At 40.0% G+C, this 18049-nt stretch carries 14 protein-coding genes and 1 riboswitch; of the genes, 5 read left to right on the forward strand and 9 right to left on the reverse strand.

Annotated features, from left to right (window positions below; translation table 11 throughout):
* Positions 1-2: 2 nt before the first annotated feature.
* Both QWY93_RS17120 and QWY93_RS17125 read left to right on the forward strand, forming a co-directional pair.
* A protein-coding gene (locus tag QWY93_RS17120; protein WP_435380184.1) for an IS3 family transposase occupies positions 3-1174 on the forward strand; the annotation gives its coding sequence in 2 pieces (ribosomal slippage) (positions 3-264 and positions 264-1174; 1173 coding nt in all).
* 183 nt (positions 1175-1357) lie between these two features.
* Entirely contained in the window at positions 1358-2305 is a 948-nt protein-coding gene (locus tag QWY93_RS17125; RefSeq protein WP_290249633.1) for an Ig-like domain-containing protein, read from the forward strand.
* A 967-nt stretch (positions 2306-3272) separates the two neighbouring features.
* Here the strand turns inward: QWY93_RS17125 and QWY93_RS17130 are convergent.
* The 4 genes from QWY93_RS17130 to QWY93_RS17145 form a co-directional block, all read right to left on the reverse strand.
* A complete protein-coding gene (locus QWY93_RS17130) occupies positions 3273-3986 on the reverse strand; it encodes a DUF4198 domain-containing protein (protein ID WP_290249634.1) in 714 nt (237 codons plus the stop codon).
* Between the two features lie 15 nt (positions 3987-4001).
* Positions 4002-4331: a DUF6686 family protein gene (locus tag QWY93_RS17135; RefSeq protein ID WP_290249635.1), complete on the reverse strand. Its 330-nt coding sequence runs from the start codon at positions 4329-4331 to the stop codon at positions 4002-4004.
* A gap of 143 nt (positions 4332-4474) precedes the next feature.
* Positions 4475-5782 (reverse strand): PepSY-associated TM helix domain-containing protein, encoded by a 1308-nt coding sequence (locus tag QWY93_RS17140; protein ID WP_290249636.1) that lies wholly within the window; start codon positions 5780-5782, stop codon positions 4475-4477.
* A gap of 90 nt (positions 5783-5872) precedes the next feature.
* Complete coding sequence (locus QWY93_RS17145; RefSeq protein WP_290249637.1) at positions 5873-8239, reverse strand: TonB-dependent receptor; 2367 nt, start codon at positions 8237-8239, stop codon at positions 5873-5875.
* 565 nt (positions 8240-8804) lie between these two features.
* Between QWY93_RS17145 and QWY93_RS17150 the strand changes: the two genes are divergently transcribed.
* Positions 8805-10094, forward strand: a complete 1290-nt coding sequence (locus QWY93_RS17150; protein ID WP_290249638.1) for a glycosyltransferase — start codon at positions 8805-8807, stop codon at positions 10092-10094.
* Positions 10095-10125: 31 nt separating this feature from the next.
* Here the strand turns inward: QWY93_RS17150 and QWY93_RS17155 are convergent, their stop codons facing one another.
* Both QWY93_RS17155 and QWY93_RS17160 read right to left on the reverse strand, forming a co-directional pair.
* Positions 10126-10251, reverse strand: coding sequence for a hypothetical protein (locus QWY93_RS17155; protein WP_290249639.1), 126 nt, complete (start codon positions 10249-10251; stop codon positions 10126-10128).
* Between the two features lie 144 nt (positions 10252-10395).
* The gene (locus QWY93_RS17160) at positions 10396-10746 is read right to left on the reverse strand and encodes a hypothetical protein (protein ID WP_290249640.1); all 351 of its coding nucleotides are present in this window, start codon (positions 10744-10746) and stop codon (positions 10396-10398) included.
* Between the two features lie 569 nt (positions 10747-11315).
* On the opposite strand from QWY93_RS17160, the gene QWY93_RS17165 reads away from it, so the two are divergent.
* On the forward strand, positions 11316-12161 hold the full coding sequence (locus QWY93_RS17165; protein WP_290249641.1) for a bifunctional helix-turn-helix domain-containing protein/methylated-DNA--[protein]-cysteine S-methyltransferase: 846 nt from the start codon (positions 11316-11318) through the stop codon (positions 12159-12161).
* Between the two features lie 44 nt (positions 12162-12205).
* Entirely contained in the window at positions 12206-12823 is a 618-nt protein-coding gene (locus QWY93_RS17170) for an alpha-ketoglutarate-dependent dioxygenase AlkB family protein (protein WP_290249642.1), read from the forward strand.
* A 221-nt stretch (positions 12824-13044) separates the two neighbouring features.
* On the opposite strand, the gene metF is transcribed toward QWY93_RS17170, so the two are convergent.
* The 3 genes from metF to QWY93_RS17185 all read right to left on the reverse strand — a co-directional run bounded on the left by metF (position 13045) and on the right by QWY93_RS17185 (position 17851).
* Positions 13045-13998, reverse strand: a complete 954-nt coding sequence (gene metF, locus QWY93_RS17175; protein ID WP_290249643.1) for a methylenetetrahydrofolate reductase [NAD(P)H] — start codon at positions 13996-13998, stop codon at positions 13045-13047.
* Between the two features lie 92 nt (positions 13999-14090).
* The gene (gene metH, locus QWY93_RS17180; RefSeq protein ID WP_290249644.1) at positions 14091-16799 is read right to left on the reverse strand and encodes a methionine synthase; all 2709 of its coding nucleotides are present in this window, start codon (positions 16797-16799) and stop codon (positions 14091-14093) included.
* A gap of 5 nt (positions 16800-16804) precedes the next feature.
* Positions 16805-17851, reverse strand: coding sequence for a homocysteine S-methyltransferase family protein (locus QWY93_RS17185; protein WP_290249645.1), 1047 nt, complete (start codon positions 17849-17851; stop codon positions 16805-16807).
* A gap of 65 nt (positions 17852-17916) precedes the next feature.
* A riboswitch (SAM riboswitch) is annotated at positions 17917-18015 on the reverse strand.
* Positions 18016-18049: the final 34 nt, after the last annotated feature.

The raw sequence follows: 18049 nt of genomic DNA on the forward strand, positions 1-18049 counted from the left end.
CAATGAGTAATAGAGAAAGGAGAACATTTGACAAGGCCTTTAAAACGATGGCCGTAGAGCTTCATTTGAATGGAAAAACAAGTACTGAAGTTGGAAGAGAACTTGGGATTGGACCAGACCTGGTCAGGCGTTGGGCCAGGGAATTTAAAGCAAGTGAATCCAGCAGCTTTCCCGGAAACGGGAAACAGCATCTAACAGAAGAAGAGAAAGAAATCCTTGCCTTGAAAAAAGCCCTGAAAGAAGCCGAACTGGAGCGTGATATTCTAAAAAAGGCAGTAAGCATCTTTTCCAAGGGGGACAACAAATATTCCGGTTCATAAGGGCTCACAGGCACGAGTTTGCTGTTGAAAAGATGTGCAGGGTTTTTAAAGTAAGCAGAAGCGGTTTTTATGGCTGGCTTAACCGAAAACCATCCAAATGTGCTGAGGAGCGAGAAGAAGTATCCAGGGAAATCCATAAAATCTATGCTGAAAGCAAGTGCCGGTATGGAAGTCCGAAGATAACCATTGAGCTTAGGGACAGGGGCTTTTCGGTGTCCAGGCCAAGGGTTGCCAGGATAATGAAAGCAAATGGGCTCAGGAGTGTGATATCGGGGAAGTTCAGTGTCTGTACCACTGAATCTAACCACAGTTTCAGAATCAGTCCGAACCTGCTTAACAGGAACTTCAGCCCTGATGGCCCTGCAAAATCATGGGTATCGGACATTACCTACATCTGGACAGAAGAGGGATGGCTTTACCTGACCATGATCATGGACCTGTATGACCGTAAGATAATCGGATGGTCGATGTCCACCACCATGCATGCCGGGGCAACAGTTATACCGGCATGGCGAATGGCACAGATCAACAGGCCTTTTTTCAGAGACCTGGTTTTCCATTCAGACAGGGGCGTACAATATGCCTGCGGTGAATTCAAGAATGAACTCGATTCTGAAAAGGTGAGGCAGAGCATGAGCAGAAAAGGAAACTGCTGGGACAATGCAGTAGCTGAAAACTTCTTCAAAATCCTGAAATCGGAAACAGGATACCGTAAATACGGATCAGTAATGCAAGCAAAACAGGAAATTTTCGAATTTATTGAAATCTGGTACAATAGGAACAGGAGACACTCCTCACTTGGGTACCTATCACCTGATCAGTTCGGAAAAACCAACAAAAAAATTACCGTATAAAGACTGACCTCGAAATTGTCAGGGTGATTTTTTTTTCAATATCGCACTGACAATTTGAGGAGCCCGCGGCAGGCGTTATTATATTAACATAGAGCTTAATCATTTGTCCAGTTTTTTGTTGCAAATCCATATTGTATCCCAAAAGCTACTGAGGATTTCAGCTTTAAAATTGCCTCCCCCTCATTGGATTGGGATTCAAACCTGAAAGCTGGTGTGGATATTACAACAGGAGTTGACATAACTATTTTTGGTTATTCAAAGTCCATTTATTCAGTACCTTATAGACATGAGAAAGTCATCTGGAATGCTCCCGACAGTTTATTCATGCTGTCTGGCAATGATCAAGAAGGAACACAGGGCATGTCGCTCACTGAGCCACTAAAAGTTAAGGTAACCGATAATTTGAACAATCCACTTAGTGATATACCTGTATACTTTAATGTGACCAAGGGAGGGGGAAAAGTGGATAATCAAAGCATAATGACAGACGAACAGGGAGTAGCGGAAGTTCTCTGGACTTTGGGCTATGAAAGTGAAGATCAAACCGTGGATGTGGTAATTAAAAATGCTGATGGATTATTGATAAGTCCTTCATTGGAATTTAATGCTACCTCAGAAGGAAACAAAGAGAATTTTCTAAGAATTGGGGATAAAGAATACAGTCTTTCGGATGGTATTCTTAATGAAGAAGGAAGTTTGATTGATGATGATGGAAATGAATTTGGAAATGAAATAGTTTTAACATTAGTATCAGAGGGGATAAGTATCCTTATTAGTGATATACATGATTACGAAGAAAAACCACCTGGATTAAGGGTTATGCCTGACTTATTGGGATCTGGACAAATTTTGTATTTCGAAATTGCATCATCCAGTTATACAGAGCTGACTGAAGGAGTATATACTCCACATGATAAGCGTTTTCCAAAAGCAAATACCTTTATATTTTGTGAATATACAGAAAACTGGAATGAAGAGCTTGAAAGCAAGGAGGGATGGAAGATAGTTAATTCAGGAAAACTAGTCGTAAGGAAAGTTGATGAAATCTATGAATTAATTATTGATTGTACTAATGAAAATGGGGAGAAAATTATAGGATATTATAAAGCCCCACTAAAATGGCAAAATTGATCATCCCCCCGTTGTCCCGTCAGCTGTGCTACGCCACGGCGCACAGGTGCGGGACAACTGACCCTGGTTAAAATTTAGAGTGCTAAAAACCAAACTTCCATGGTGCCAAGGCTCGGTTCTTTACTTAATACTAGAGTTGAAAGCTCTTTGGCCGCATTTAACCCGGTTTTCTTATTCATAGTGACCTCTATATTTGCCCTTATCATTAAAACCGGACTTACAGCTTATGGTGAAATGCCCAAGAGGCGGCAGCAGAGTAAAAATATCTTCTTGGTGAGGGAAACCAAATTGTTTTCCCTCACTAAAAAAACCAAAGCCTTTATTCCACATAAAGACAATGGGTTTCTTTAACTTAAAAAATCCTCAGACTTTTTTTATAATCTTCCTTAAAACATTTTCATTTTCTCCAGTCTGGAGATTGGTTATATAAAAGCTCCAAGGCTGTTTGCCATGATAGATCGAAGACTTAAACCAACTCATCCTTCTATGTGACCTATGTCCCTATGTGGGATCCAAGCCAGTTTTTTCTTATCAAGTTTTTATAAAAGAATAATATTAAGATTTTCAAAAAGATAAATCAGTACAAGGTATCAGGTACAATGTATCTTGTCTTTGTACTCCGATTAGATGAAATTTTGAGGAGGACCTTACAGGGTTCAAAACTTAGCATTTTGCCAAAGAAAACAATCCAGTGATTTGGATCCTAACTTATAAAAATCTTCAGACTTTCTTAAATAATCAAATCATCCTTAAAACACTTTCGTTTACCCCAGTCTTGAGACTGGGTACAGGAAGGTCCAAGTCAGAGACTTGAACCAACCCTCCTATGTGACCTATGTCCCTATGTGGTTAAAAAAATCCTCTATGTTTCCAATTCACCTATGCGGTAAAACAAAAAAATCCCCTCCAATTCAAAAAATCGACTTGGAGGGGGAGCTGTCAGTCAGTTAAAAAAGAATTTACAAACCTATCTTTCAATGCTTTGCGTGGCACATCTCCAGATAAATTGATAAGGAGCTCCATGATGTTCACCAGAGGTTTCTTGGGTATAAGTAGCTTCAATAATATATTGTCCTTTCCAAGGTGTTTCAATGCTCAATTCCCCATTTTCATCAGACTCAAATTCTTTTGTCCAACCTTTTGGGCTTACTGCTGCAACTTTTACCTCGGCTTTTGGAGAGCCCTTGAAGAACGTCTTAAATTCAAGTTCCTTCTTCAGACTTTTCTTTGCTGGAGTAGTCAAAAGTAATGCCAGATCAGTTTTTTCCCCCTTTAACTCTATTGCTTTGGAATCTCCAACACAAACCTGGGTTGCTGTATTGAATTGATACAGGTAATCTCCACCTAAATCTTTGGCTGAATGGCTTATTTGCAAACGGTAAATTCCGTCCATTTCTGGGGTAAATTTGGCTTTAAAATGATCTTCTGCCGCTGCGGTTTCCAATTCCGTTTTTTCACCGTTTGGCCCCACTAGCCAAAGTTTGAAATCTTTGACATCAGAGTACCAATCGGCCACATCCTCTATCATTCCTTCCTCATATTCCCCATAATAAATTTTGACTTCCTGCTCATACCCTTTCTTTCCCGACATTTCAGTTTCGATCCAAAGGGCATGGGCCATCACCTGACCAAGGTTTAACAAAAGGCCAATGGCCAACAACAAGCTAAATTTGATTTTCATGTTTAATCGAATCTTTTAATGGTTTTTAAATAATTCCTGAACTTGTAATTGCAAATGAGCCTCTATCAATAATCCTTTGAGTTGATAAAATTCCTCTTCCTTAAGGGTTAATTGGATATTTGTGTGGAATGTTTCTACAATGATCGGGTCAATACCATCATAAAATGGCTTGTGATCTTCCTCAAATTCAAGTTCCTCCAAATACCTGCAAAATCCATTAAAATCCTTTTGTTCAAAACTTACCATGCACTGTCCAAACATCATCCCAACCCTTTGGCATTCAGTACAACGGGTCAACACAAAATCATCTTTCTGAAGAATTATTTCTGGTTTACATTGGCTCATGGTCGCTTTTAATTCTGCTTTACATTTAAATAATTGCCTGTGGATGGGTAGGGTTTAAAATGTAATTGTCTAAAATTCCGACCGATTACGCACCCCATCCCATTTCACAGGACTTAATATTTTTCAGTTTATGTTATACATTTTTATGAGACAGGGATTCTGGATTTTTGTTGGCCTAATTGCCTGTCTGACCTTATGTTTTTGTAAGGACTTCCCTGTGGCTTTCCCTTCTTTTTCTTTTTAGCTTTTTTCTTTTTCCTTCCCCACCAGACCAAAAAACCTGTAACTGGAAGACTTGCACAGATCAGGCTGACAAAAAAAGCCAAGGTCTTTCCTGGCAAACCTGCAATGGCCCCAACATGGATATCATAATTCATCCGGTATATTTTCTCGCCAACTGAAGCCTCCTCAAACTTTTCCTGGTAAACTCCTCCCCCATTCTGGATTTCTTCAAGGGAGTATTGATCGAAGAAACGGAATTGCCTTTTGTAATAGGTTCCATAATTCGGGTTATATATTACCCTAATAGGGTCGGTTTTCTCATGGGCAAACTCCACTTGGATTTGGGCATTGGGATCAGGATACTCCTTTTTCATCTGCTGCCAAATCATATCCTCCGCGCTGGCATTGAAAGGTAAGTCCACAAGGGTACTATCGGAAGATGGCTTGGTAACTTCTTCCAGTGATTGACCTGCAGTCAAAGTAAAAAAGTAAGCCTTTTTGAACCATTGAAATCCCCAGACAAGTCCAGTCAAAGAAAGTACCAAAGCAAAAACAAGGGCATAAAAACCCAACACATTATGTAGGTCATAATTGACCCTTTTAAAGCTGGCCTTCCATTTGATTTTAAAACTTTTATTGACATTGGATTTTTTAAGATTTTTGGGCCACCACATTATCAATCCAGATATCAACAGTACGACAAAAATCAATACCGAGCTGGCCACAAAAGGTTGTCCAATAGCAGGGGGCAACCAAAAGTAAAAATGTCCCATCAACACAATTCTGAAAAAATCATGGCTAAGGATTTTTTCATGAAGTACTTTGCCGTTATAAGGGTCCATATATACCATCGTATAACCATAATCCTTATCAGAATAAGCCGCAATGGCTGCTTTACCCTTTCCAGGATAATTGATCCCAAAAATGGTAGGAACCGCTCCATGCTCCCTTTGGACAAAATCTTTTGATATACTTTTGAGCACAGAAGGGGGCTTCATTGGCAAATTCCGGGCTTCAACAAATTGATAGCTTTGGGTGAAGCTTCGGATTTCCTTTTCAAAAACATAAATGCAGCCCGTAATGCTGATTATAAATACCACTATCCCAGAAATCAGACCCAACCACAAATGCAACCAGTCATTCACCCTGCGAAAACCCGACTTTTTGGAGGGCTTCTTTTTTTGAAGGCAGGGCTTATGTTCCAGTTTTTTCTTATAGAATAATTTCATAGAGATTACAAGAGATATCTTTTCAGCAAACGGACTACTTAAACACTAATTGGAAAATCATCGCCTCCTCAACCAAGGCCTTACTCTATATTAAAACTTAAACCCTACACTCAAACGGGCATTTCGTGGTGCCTGGGCTTGATAATAGTAGTAGCTGGAATAGGCACTTCCTGATAACAAATATTTATTGAGCACATTGTAAACATTGGCTCGTATACACAGTTTTTTGTTCTCCCATGAAATTCCTCCGTCCAATTTGAAATAATCTGGAAGGGCTTTTTTATTGTCACCTGGCCAATTCCATGTGCTTCGATCAGCCATATAGGTAAAACCACCAGAAATTCCGAATCCTTTAAGAGCTCCATTTTGCAGGGAATAAGTCAACCATCCATTGGCCAAGTGTTTGGCAAATCCAGGAACAACATTTCCCACCCGCTCTTCACGGGTATCTTTTGAGATTTCAGAATCCGTATAGGCATAGTTGGTTATCACCACCAAACCTGGCATCAATTCCCCTCTTGCATCGAATTCGATTCCTTGTGTTCGGGTTTGCCCCAATTGGATAGAATATTGGGTATCATTAGATTCATCATCTAAGGACTGAGGTTCTGGCACCAATTGATTGTTTTTCAAGATGCGGTACAATGAAAGGCTGGTACTCCATTTCCCGTCCATAAAATCCCTTTTGAAACCAAATTCAATATTATTTCCTGTAATAGGTTTGGGTTTTTCTCCACTTCTTAGCACCCCTGTTTGAGGCACAAAGGATTGATCATACAAGACATAGGCAGAAGTTTGGTTATCAATAGAGTAGCTTAGCCCCACTCGTGGAGTCACCTGGCTTTCATCCAATGTGGATCCATATGAATTTTCCTTCACATAGGTATATCTACCGGCAAGGGTCAATCGAAGGTCATTATTAAAAAAGCCCAATTCATCTTGCACATAGATTCCAGAATAGGATTGGGTAATGGCCGTGTTATTGGCCCGCTGCCTCAAACTTCTGCTTCTGTCAAATTGAGGCAGGCCATTGGCAGGGTTTCCATATACCGGATTATTTGTATTAAAATACGCCTCTTCAGAATCCAAAGCATGTCCTTGACTCCAATCCGCAATATATTCTTTAGTACCCATATCCAATCCGGCCAAAATACTGTGCTTAACAGCTCCGGTCATCGCCTCACCATTTACATAAAACTGCCCAAAAGCTGACTCCATAATTGCATCCCAAATGGAAGCATTCCGGATCATATTACCAGCTTCATCAATATAGTTCAACCATAAAGAGCTCCCCACCTGGTTGGAATTGAAATAGGCCAGTTGTCCGGTAACTTTCCAATTTTCATTGATTTGATGTTGCAAATTGGCCATGACACTGTGATCATCAATTTTGGTAGGATCCAAACCAGGTTCAGCAATGGTAAAGCTTTGGTCAAATCCCCCATAACCCTCAGTGGAGAAAACATAAGCAGAACCGACATTAGACATTTTCACATGTTGATAGGCATATTCAAGGGTCAACAAAGTTTTGTCATCCAATTGATAACTTACCACTGGAGCAATGCTATAACGGTTGGTAAAAGTATAATCCTGGAAAGAATTTTGGGTTTGACCCATCAAATTCAATCTGTAAAGTAATTTTCCGGATTTGTTCAATTTGCCATCCAGATCCAAAGTTCCTCTGTAAAGATCAAAGCTGCCCATAGTTAAGTTTACCGCCCCTTTGGTTTCACCTGTTGGCTTTTTGGTAACCACATTATAAATCCCACTGGGTTCACCATTGGACATCATAAAGCCGGCTGGCCCTTTTACAAATTCCACATGGGAAACAAAACTCATATCTTCATTTAAAGGTCCCCAGTTGGAGGTCACATTCATTCCATTTCTGAAGGCAGCAGCCCTGGAACCTCTCATATTAACGCGAGCATACAAGTTGCCCCAATGTTCCAATCGGGAAGCCCCGCTGACATTTCTCAAAACACCATCACTCATATCGATAACCTGCTGAACCTGAAGTACTTCATCGGTAACAACCTGAATATTTTGAGGAGTTTCGATCAAAGGTTGACTAAGACGAAGACTGCTGGATGGCTTATCCACCTTATATTCACTTCTGGCCCCCATTACAGTCACTTCTCCTAATTCTTTCTGGTCTTCCTTCAAGGAAATATTGGAAACTTGGATTTTCTCTCCTGCTTCAATGGAAACTTTATGTTGTTCGGCTGTAAAACCAATAGCAGTGATTTTCAAAGTATAATTTCCTTCTGGCGCTGAAAATTCATATGCCCCCTTCTCTCCTGTCGCTGCTCCATACGAAGTCCCTTTCAAAATTACTGATGCATAAGGAATGGGATTTCCCCTTTCATCCTCAACAAAACCTGTCAGTTTACCTGTTGACTGGGCAAAAATACCCTGAGCAAATACTATAAATGTAAATAGCAGTAAAACCTGTTTCATCTTTCTTATTTAGATTAAATTTAATTAAAAGCAAAGGTAAAACTGAATCACTTATTTCCTATACTATTTAGAATCATTTTAAATTGATTTTTTCTATGTTTTGAATTTTCCAATAGAAGGAACATAAAATCCTTCTTCCCTTAAAAAAATAAACGCTTACCTTAGAACCGGTTAAAAAATTGTTTTTCAACCTACTAAATAGAAAAACAATAAAGCGGCCCAAACCTGGACTTTTACCTTTTGGTTGCCATCCAATGACAACCCAGATGGGAACATCCTTAAATTTGATTATAAGCAAATTGTAATTTTTCTTCTGGCCCAAACACCAGAATTAAAAAGCAATTAATCCCAAGTTCCATAAAAAATTAGAAATGCACCTCAATTAAAAAACCAGGTATCAAACTCATCCTTCATTTTCTAAAATTCAAAATATAATACGTGTAGACTATTCAAATTTTCCCACTGTTCCTTATTTTTGGACTTATTTTATGAGCATCATATAGATGGCAGGCCAATATTTCAAACAGCTTATTTTAGGGTTTTGCCTTCACCAATCCCCCCGACAATGGAAAACAATGATCTAAAATGGGCCTTTTTTTCTTATGGCCATAACTTGGGAGATTTTACCCGTGCCCTGGAAACAGCAAAAGGGATGAAAAATACAGGGACCAGGGTTAAATTTTTTAATCATGGCGGTGTCCATAATCATATGATTCGCTCAGCAGGCATTGATGAAAAAGACCTTTCACCTGAGTTGAGTTGGGAGCAGCATAAAATCATCATGGACATCAACCGCTACAAGGCAAAAGTGGGCACTCCCCTTCCCGTAAGCACTCAACAATGGATAAAAATGGCTGAAGCGGATTTGGAAGCCATGGAGGAGTTTCAACCCGACGGGGTTTATGCAGGTTTAAACCTAAGCTGTATGATTTCGATTCCCTATGCCAAACTGCCTATGGTTACCCAAGTTCCTACCGTAAACTGTCCAGCATTTATCCAAAAGGAATTGTACAACATGCCCAACACCATGGAAAGGAATTTCTTTATGAGAAGGATTTTGCCTAGCCGTATTAAAAGAAAGATCATGAAGCGTGTATTGCTAAAAGATGCCGCAAAAGCATCACTCACCACCTTTAATGAAGCTAGAAAACATTTTGGCCAAGCTCCCATTTACAATATCACCGATATAGTACGTGGGGATATTACTATTTTACCTGATATGCCCGTATTAAGTGGCCTGGAAGAAAAAGACCTGGATCCCGGTTATTACTATTCCGGTCCAATTTTTTCCCAAATGAACCTCCCCGTTCCAGAGGAGGTTAAATCAGTTTTTAGCCAATCTGGACTGAATATTTTCTGTTCATTTGGCAGTTCAGGTTTCCCTGAAACGTTGAAGAAAATCATAAAAGCCCTTCAACAATTGGAGAATTGTAATATTATCTGTTCCACTACTACCATTCTGGATCCCAAAGAGCTTGGGCCAAATACCGACCGTTTTTTTGCTACTAGATTTTTACCTGCCCATTTGATCAATGAAATGGCCAATGTAGCCGTTCTCCATGGAGGCCAGGGAACCATCCAGACTGCTGCTTGGGCGGGAACACCAGTGGTGGGAATTGGTTTTCAAGCGGAACAGCAAGCCAATATTGATGGACTGGTCCATGCAGGTACAGCCATTAGGATTCCTATTTATGATGTATCTACAAAACGGATCCTTAAAGCCGTAAAAAAAGTTTCCCAAGAAAAGTACATAAAGAATGCTTCCCAATTAAAAGATCAAGTTAGATCAATTAACGGGGTGGAAAAGACCGTTGAAATCATGAATGACTTTGTCTTGGGAAGGCTTAAGAATTAAGTATTGGAATAAAGGATACTTTTACCAAAAGCTAATGACTTTGTTGCATAGCTTGAGTAGGTGGAAGTGGATCCGGAACAATATTGTCAATTGGTTTGATGCTTTTTAAATAGGCAAATATGGCCTTGATTTCATTATCGGTATAGTGCTGATACATTTCTCAGGGCATAGGAGGCAAGATATTTCTGGAATCATCTAAGCCTTTATACTTCCCTTCTCGAAAGACTTTGAAAAGCTGCTCTTCTTTCCAGGAACCTAATCCGGTTTCATGTGGAGTGAGGTTCCCAGCATATGAAACACCTCAGGGCCCAACCCATTCTGCCAAGTCCCAGGTCACCACGAATCCTTTGGATTCCATAAACTTTCGATCTACATCAATGCCGGGCATTTTTGAAGGACGGCCGGATAACAAAAGTGCGGTATCCAACACCGGCCCATGGGCCGTCATCTTTTTAAGGGTATGGCAATTATTACAACCACTGGTAAGTACAAGATGCTCACCCCAAATTATTTGACTTTCAAAACCTCCAAAAGATGATTCTGACATTACAAGGTTCTCCATTGAAGCACTGTCAATCTTCTTTTCATTACATTGAACAATAACAAACATCATTAAAAACAGGCTAAGAATGAAATTCAATTGCTTTTCCATGATATTTTGGGTATAGTTGAAATCAATATTTTAAATTATTAATCCCCCTCGGACGTCTTACTCCCCTCCAATTTCATGGTATAAACAACTATTTTAACCCGTAAGCCATATCGAAAAGCACCGGAAAAACCTTACTTAAGTTAGCTGATTTTCAGAATGTTAAAACATTTTTGAAACAAATATTTATGTAAAATAACCCCAAAAAAAATCATGTTATTAGCAATATTAACTTGATTGAATTTTAATTGTAAAGCCCTCTTGGTTGGACAAAATTTTAAGCTTTGGTTCTAATAATCATAAATCTCTGCAATTAATTCAGGAATCTTAAAACCCAAAAAGATACCCACTATTCCACACCGGCAAGTTTGCATAGAGCTACTTATTTAGAAAACAGGTGGCAAAATTTTGATTGATTTTTCATTTTAAATGATTTCAATTCTCATATAATCTTACCTGCAAGAAAACGGATAATCAGTTTTACTTTTTATGATTTAGTAACAACGCAATTTTCGGGTGGACACTTTTCCAATTCCTTTCTAATTTTACAGAAGAAACCGTCATTGCATACCATGAAAAGCCAGGAAGATATCACCTACCAAAAGGTAGCAGAAGCTCTTGCTTATCTACAGAGAAACTTCCAGAAACAACCAAAATTGGAGGAGGTAGCTAAAATAGCTAATCTCAGCCCTTACCATTTCCAAAGGGTTTTCTCTGAATGGGCAGGAGTAAGTCCTAAGAAGTTCCTTCAATATATTAGCCTCTCCCATGCCAAAAAGATTTTAAAAGAGAGCCGAAAAAATCTTCTGGAAACCAGTTATGACTTGGGTTTATCGGGGCCAGGGAGATTGCATGATCTTTTTATTAAGATTGAGGGCATGACGCCTGGGGAATATAAAGATGGAGGAAAATCCCTGGTAATTCATTACAGCATTTCCAACTGCCCATTTGGAAAACTATTTATTGCTTCCACCTCGAAAGGGATATGCCAAATTGATTTTCTGGACAAAAACCAACAGGCTAGAACTAAAATAACGGCCCAATTCCCAAAAGCGAAAACCAAAAAACAAATGGATGAGCATCAACAAAAAGCAATACAGTTTTTTGCCCGGGACAGTCTTCCCCACAGCCCAATAAACCTTCATTTAAAAGGAAGCAATTTTCAATTAAAAGTCTGGGAAGCATTACTTAAAATTCCATTGGGTCAACTTAGCACATATGGACAACTGGCCAAAACCATTCAAAACCCCAATGCAGCCAGGGCGGTAGGCTCCGCAATTAGTCGTAATCCTGTTGCTTACCTTATTCCCTGCCACCGTGTAATTCAATCTTCAGGAATCATTGGGGGATATAAATGGGGAAGCGACCGGAAAATGGCGATGTTGGGTTGGGAGTCTGCTAAGGAATATGGAGAATGATTTTTTTTATCTCAGAAACCAAAATTAGCTAATTTAAAATACTCATGAATCGATTTATCCCCAGTTCCAGGAATAACCTTCTCCCCTATGATGGCGAGGTTTATTATTTGGAAAAGATCTTGGATGACAATTCCGCCCAAAAATATTTTAGAGACCTTCAAACCTCCATACCCTGGGAACAGGATGAAATCAATATTTTTGGCAAAAAGATCCTTACTAAAAGAAAGGTGGCCTGGTTTGGCGATAAACCTTATTTATATACTTACTCCAACGCTACAAAAAAAGCCTTGCCATGGACCAAAGAGTTAATGGGACTAAAAAATAGCGTTGAGGAAAAAACAGATTCCTCCTTTAATACCTGCTTATTAAATCTGTATCATTTTGGAGAGGAAGGAATGGGCTGGCACAGTGATGATGAACCCGAATTAGGCCAACAACCTGTTATTGCAGCTTTGAGTTTGGGGGCTGAAAGAAAATTTTATTTTAAACATAAAATATCCAAAAAATCTATTTCTATTATCCTAGAACCTGGAAGCTTATTGTTAATGAAAGGAAATACACAGGCAAACTGGCTCCACCGTTTACCCCCCACCAAAAAAGTAACCAGACCTAGGATCAGTTTAACTTTTAGGACAATTTTTTCGAAGATCGAAAAGGGCTAGCTTTAAAAAACAAAGATCCCAATTTTTAGTCTCACAATGCATGTTGCGGGAAAACTTGAAGGAAGTAGATTGAGCTTATCCTCTTTTTTCGATAAAATGGCATGGCAAATGCTGGACAAACTAGGCCCTCAGTGCAAATGATGACCAATTGGACGATAAAAGCCACTTGATACAAAAGTCTATTTACTTAATACAATAAAGCCACCTAAAGGTGGCCTTTTTTAAAATACTTCCCGGGCAATTCTACTTACAGCTTCTGCCCTGCTCATGGTGTAATAATGGACACTGGGCACCCCAAAATCAACCAATTCCTTGGTTTGCTGAATAGCCCATTCTATTCCCACTTCTTTTACATCCTTATTGTTCTTGCATTTTTCCAATTCATCCATCAATGGATCCGGCAGATCCAGGAAAAAGGTTCTTGGGAGCATGGTAATCTGCCCCAAGGTGGTAATAGGTTTGATACCGGGAATAATAGGCACATCAATACCTGCATTCCTGACATTTTTTACAAAATCAAAAAACTTATTATTGTCAAAAAACATTTGGGTCACAATATATTCAGCCCCAGCATCTATTTTGGCCTTTAGGTATTTGAGATCAAATTTAAGACTTGGAGCCTCAAAATGTTTCTCCGGATAACCCGCCACACCAATGCAAAAATCCGTATGAAAACCCGTTTCAGTTTCCTCATACAAGTATTTACCATGGTTCATATCAATAATTTGTGCAACCAACTCATTGGTAAAATGGTGGCCATTTTCTTCAGGAACAAATCTGGCTTCAGACTTGGGCGCATCTCCTCTTAAAGCCAGTACATTTTCCACACCAATGAAGTTAAGGTCAATTAGGGCATTTTCTGTTTCTTCTTTGGTAAATCCACCACAAAGCAAATGAGGAACCGCATCCACCTTGTACCTGTTCATCAAAGCCGCACAAATCCCAACCGTCCCAGGCCTTTTCCTGGTCTTCACCTTTTCCAGCAGGCCATTGGGATGTTTTTTGTATATAAATTCTTCCCTGTGATAGGTAACATCTACAAATGGAGGCTTAAATTCCATCAAAGGTGCGATCCCATCCATTAAATTGTCCAGACTTTGCCCTTTCAATGGAGGGAGAATTTCAAATGAAAAAAGTGTTTTTTTCGATTGCTTAATGTGATCTATTACTTTCATGTATATTTTTTGTAATCGCTGTCATGCATGGAACAAACCTCAAAAATCTGTAATAATGATCCATGTATGTCATGGTTTTTCTCAATGGAAAATTATTTTACCACAGGTTTCAATTTAGGTTGGTAAGCCAAATTTGGTGACAGCCATTTTTCGGCCTGTTCTTTACTTACCCCTTTTCTTTTAGCATAACTGGCCACTTGGTCCTCTCCGATTTTACCCAGTCCAAAGTATTTACTTTCCGGATTGGCAAAATAGAATCCACTGACAGAGGAAGTCGGTACCATGGCAAAACTTTCCGTCAAATTGACCCCAATATTATCCTCGGCACGGAGCAAATTAAAAAGGGTAATTTTTTCGGAATGTTCTGGACAGGCCGGATAACCAGGTGCAGGCCTAATGCCGGAATAAGCCTCTTTGATCAAATCTTCATTTTCAAAGTTTTCTTTGTCTGCATATCCCCAAAGGTCTTTCCGTACCACTTCATGCATATATTCGGCAGCTGCTTCTGCCAGGCGGTCTCCAAGGGCTTTGAACATGATTTCATTATAATCATCCCCATTGGCCTTAAATTCGGCTACTTTTTCCTCCATGTTCAAACCTGCGGTCACGGCAAACCCACCGAAATAATCAACTTGGTCAGGATGAAGGAAATCTATTAAGGAACGATTTGGAACACCTTTTCCTTTTTTACCCTGTTGTCTTAGGAAATGAAATTCAAATGAGGTTTCGTTGAAATTTTCATCCAAAACAATCAAATCATCACCCATTCGCCTCACCGGGTATAAACCTACTACTGCTTTAGCAGCCAACCACTTTTCCTCAATGGCTTTATCTAGCATGGCATTGGCTTCATCATAGAGTTTTTTAGCCTCTTTCCCTACCACCTTATCTTCGAAAATTTTGGGAAATTTACCGGAAAGCATCCATGTACTAAAGAACGGTGTCCAGTCAATGTAATTCCTAAGAGTTTTCAAGTCCAGATCCAAAACTGTTTCCCCTAATTTGGTAGGTTTTACCGGTTTGTAATTTTCCCAATCTATAACAGTAGCATTAGCCTTGGCATCCTCATAAGTAGCCATTTTTTTATTTTGTTGTTTGGCTTCATGAGCTTCCCTTAGCTCTTTATAGTTAGCCTTCATCTTATTATGAAAGCTTTCGGCGGTTTCATCACTAATGGACTCTCCTGCAACAGGAACAGATTTGGAAGCATCCAAAACATGGACAACCGTACCACTGTAAACAGGGTCTATCTTTACTGCGGTGTGGATTTTACTAGTGGTTGCCCCACCAATAAGCAAAGGGGTAGTCATTCCTTGCCGCTCCATTTCAGAAGCCACATTGACCATTTCGTCCAGCGATGGGGTGATCAGTCCACTTAAGCCAATTATATCAACATCGTTCTTTATAGCTTCATCAATGATCTTTTGTGCATCCACCATCACCCCAAGGTCAATAATCTGGTAACTGTTACAAGCCAGTACCACCCCTACAATATTTTTCCCAATATCGTGAACGTCACCTTTTACAGTAGCCAACAGTACTTTTTTGATGGAGCTTTTTCCCTCTTCATAACCTTCTTCTCCAGCTTTTGGCATGAAAGGCTCCAAATAGGCTACCGCTTTTTTCATCACCCTGGCGGATTTTACCACTTGTGGCAAAAACATTTTTCCAGACCCAAACAGGTCACCCACTACATTCATTCCATCCATTAATGGCCCTTCAATCACCTTCAATGGATATTTCAATTCCTGTCTTGCCTCCTCTGCATCATCCACTATATGGTCGATAATCCCTTTCACCAAGGAATGTTCAATCCTTTTGGAAACGGGCTCGGACCTCCAGGCTTCATTTACGACTTCCTTTTTACCGGAAGACTTTACTGTTTCTGCAAAGGACAATAATCTCTCGGTTGCATCTTCCCTTCTATCCCATAACACGTCCTCCACATGTTCCAAAAGATCCTTTGGAATATCATCATAAATCTCCAACATAGTGGGATTGACAATTCCCATATCCATTCCATGTTGGATCGCATGATAAAGGAAGGCAGCATGCATGGCTTCCCTTACCGGATTATTACCCCGGAAAGAAAAACTTACATTGCTGACCCCTCCACTTACTTTTGCACCGGGAAGGTTTTCTTTGATCCATTTGGTGGCCTTAAAAAAGTCAATGGCATTGGTCCGGTGTTCTTCCATCCCAGTTGCCACCGGGAAAATATTGGGGTCAAAAATGATATCCTGTGGATTGAATTTCACTACTTTGGTAAGGATATCATAACTCCGCTTACATATGTCTATTCTTCTTTGGTAAGAATCCGCCTGGCCAATTTCATCAAAAGCCATCACCACAACTGCTGCCCCAAACTTTTTGATGGTCTTGGCTTGGTGGATAAACTCCTCTTCCCCATTTTTCAAACTGATGGAGTTAACGATTCCTTTACCCTGAATACACTTTAGACCCGCCACAATGATGTTCCATTTGGAACTATCCACCACTATTGGAATTTTACTGATTTCAGGTTCAGATGCAATCAAATTTAGGAATTGGACCATGGCAGCTTCTCCATCCAGCATCCCCTCATCCATACAAACATCCAACACCTGGGCTCCGCCTCGGACCTGATCGAGAGCCACTTCCAATGCCTCATCAAACTGTCCATTGAGGATCAACCTGGCAAATTTTTTGGATCCGGTCACATTGGTCCGTTCTCCAATATTAACAAAATTCAATTCCGGCGTAAAAACTAAAGGTTCCAAGCCGGAAAGCTTCAAATGGCTGTCTTTTTTTATATTAACCATACTGGTTATACTTCTGCTTTTTGTTCTTCTTCTAATTTCCTAGGCGAATAGCCTTCGCTCAAATCCGCCAATTTTTTGATATGTTCAGGGGTGGTCCCACAACAACCTCCAAGGATATTGATCATGCCCTCTTTTAAGAATTCCTCCACCTGGCCGGCCATTTCCTCAGCTGTTTGGTCATATTGTCCAAATTCATTGGGAAGCCCCGCATTAGGGTAAGCACTTACAAAAAACGGTGCCTTTTCCGCTAATACTTTTAGATATGGCCTAAGGTCTTCTGCTCCCAAAGCACAATTCAAACCAACACTGATCAAAGGAACATGGGAAACCGAAATCAAAAACGCTTCCGTGGTCTGTCCAGAAAGCGTTCTTCCGGAAGCATCTGTAATGGTTCCGGAAATCATTATTGGGATTCCCCCATCTTTTGGATCCAAGGGCAAATCCCTTTCTTCAAAAACCTCCTGAATGGCATATAAGGCTGCCTTGGCATTCAAGGTATCAAAAATAGTCTCCACCAAGAGCAAGTCTGAACCACCATCCAATAGGCCTTTTACCTGTTCGGTATAAGCTTCAGCCAATTGGTCAAAGGTAATTGCCCTGTAACCCGGATCGTTGACATCAGGTGAAATGGAGGCAGTCCTGTTGGTCGGCCCAATTGCACCGGCTACAAAACGGGGCTTTTGGGGAGTTTTTTGGCTGCATTCTAATGCCGCTTCTTTGGCAATTTTAGCAGATTCAAAATTGAGTTCATAGGCCAAATGCTCCAGTCCATAATCTTCCTGGGCTATAGAGGTACTACTAAAAGTATTGGTTTCTATGATGTCCGAACCTGCCTCCAAATAAGCCAAGTGAATTTCCCTGACCACGTCAGGTCTACTAAGCGAAAGCAAATCATTATTCCCCTTCAATTCCTTTGGATGACTTTCTAAGGCAGGGGTACGGAAATCTTTTTCCTCCAATTGATAGCGCTGGATCATGGTGCCCATGGCTCCATCCAGTACTAATATTTTCTTTTGAAGTTGTTCGAGTAATATATCGGTTCTCGTATTCATGCTCATTTTTTATTTAAGGACCATATCGAGCAAAGAACCGGGAGAAAAATGGGTAATTTATCTACCGCTCATCTTTTCCTGTGGCATCAGGATGGGAGTTAGCACCTTGTTTTCAGGTTGCTAAGACGTCATAGGGCCCTTCCCTCGGTCTTTCTCGATAAGCAACTTCAAAGGTAACAGGAATTAATGGATTTTAGT

The organism is Echinicola jeungdonensis, assembly GCF_030409905.1.
GTDB classification, from domain to species: domain Bacteria; phylum Bacteroidota; class Bacteroidia; order Cytophagales; family Cyclobacteriaceae; genus Echinicola; species Echinicola jeungdonensis.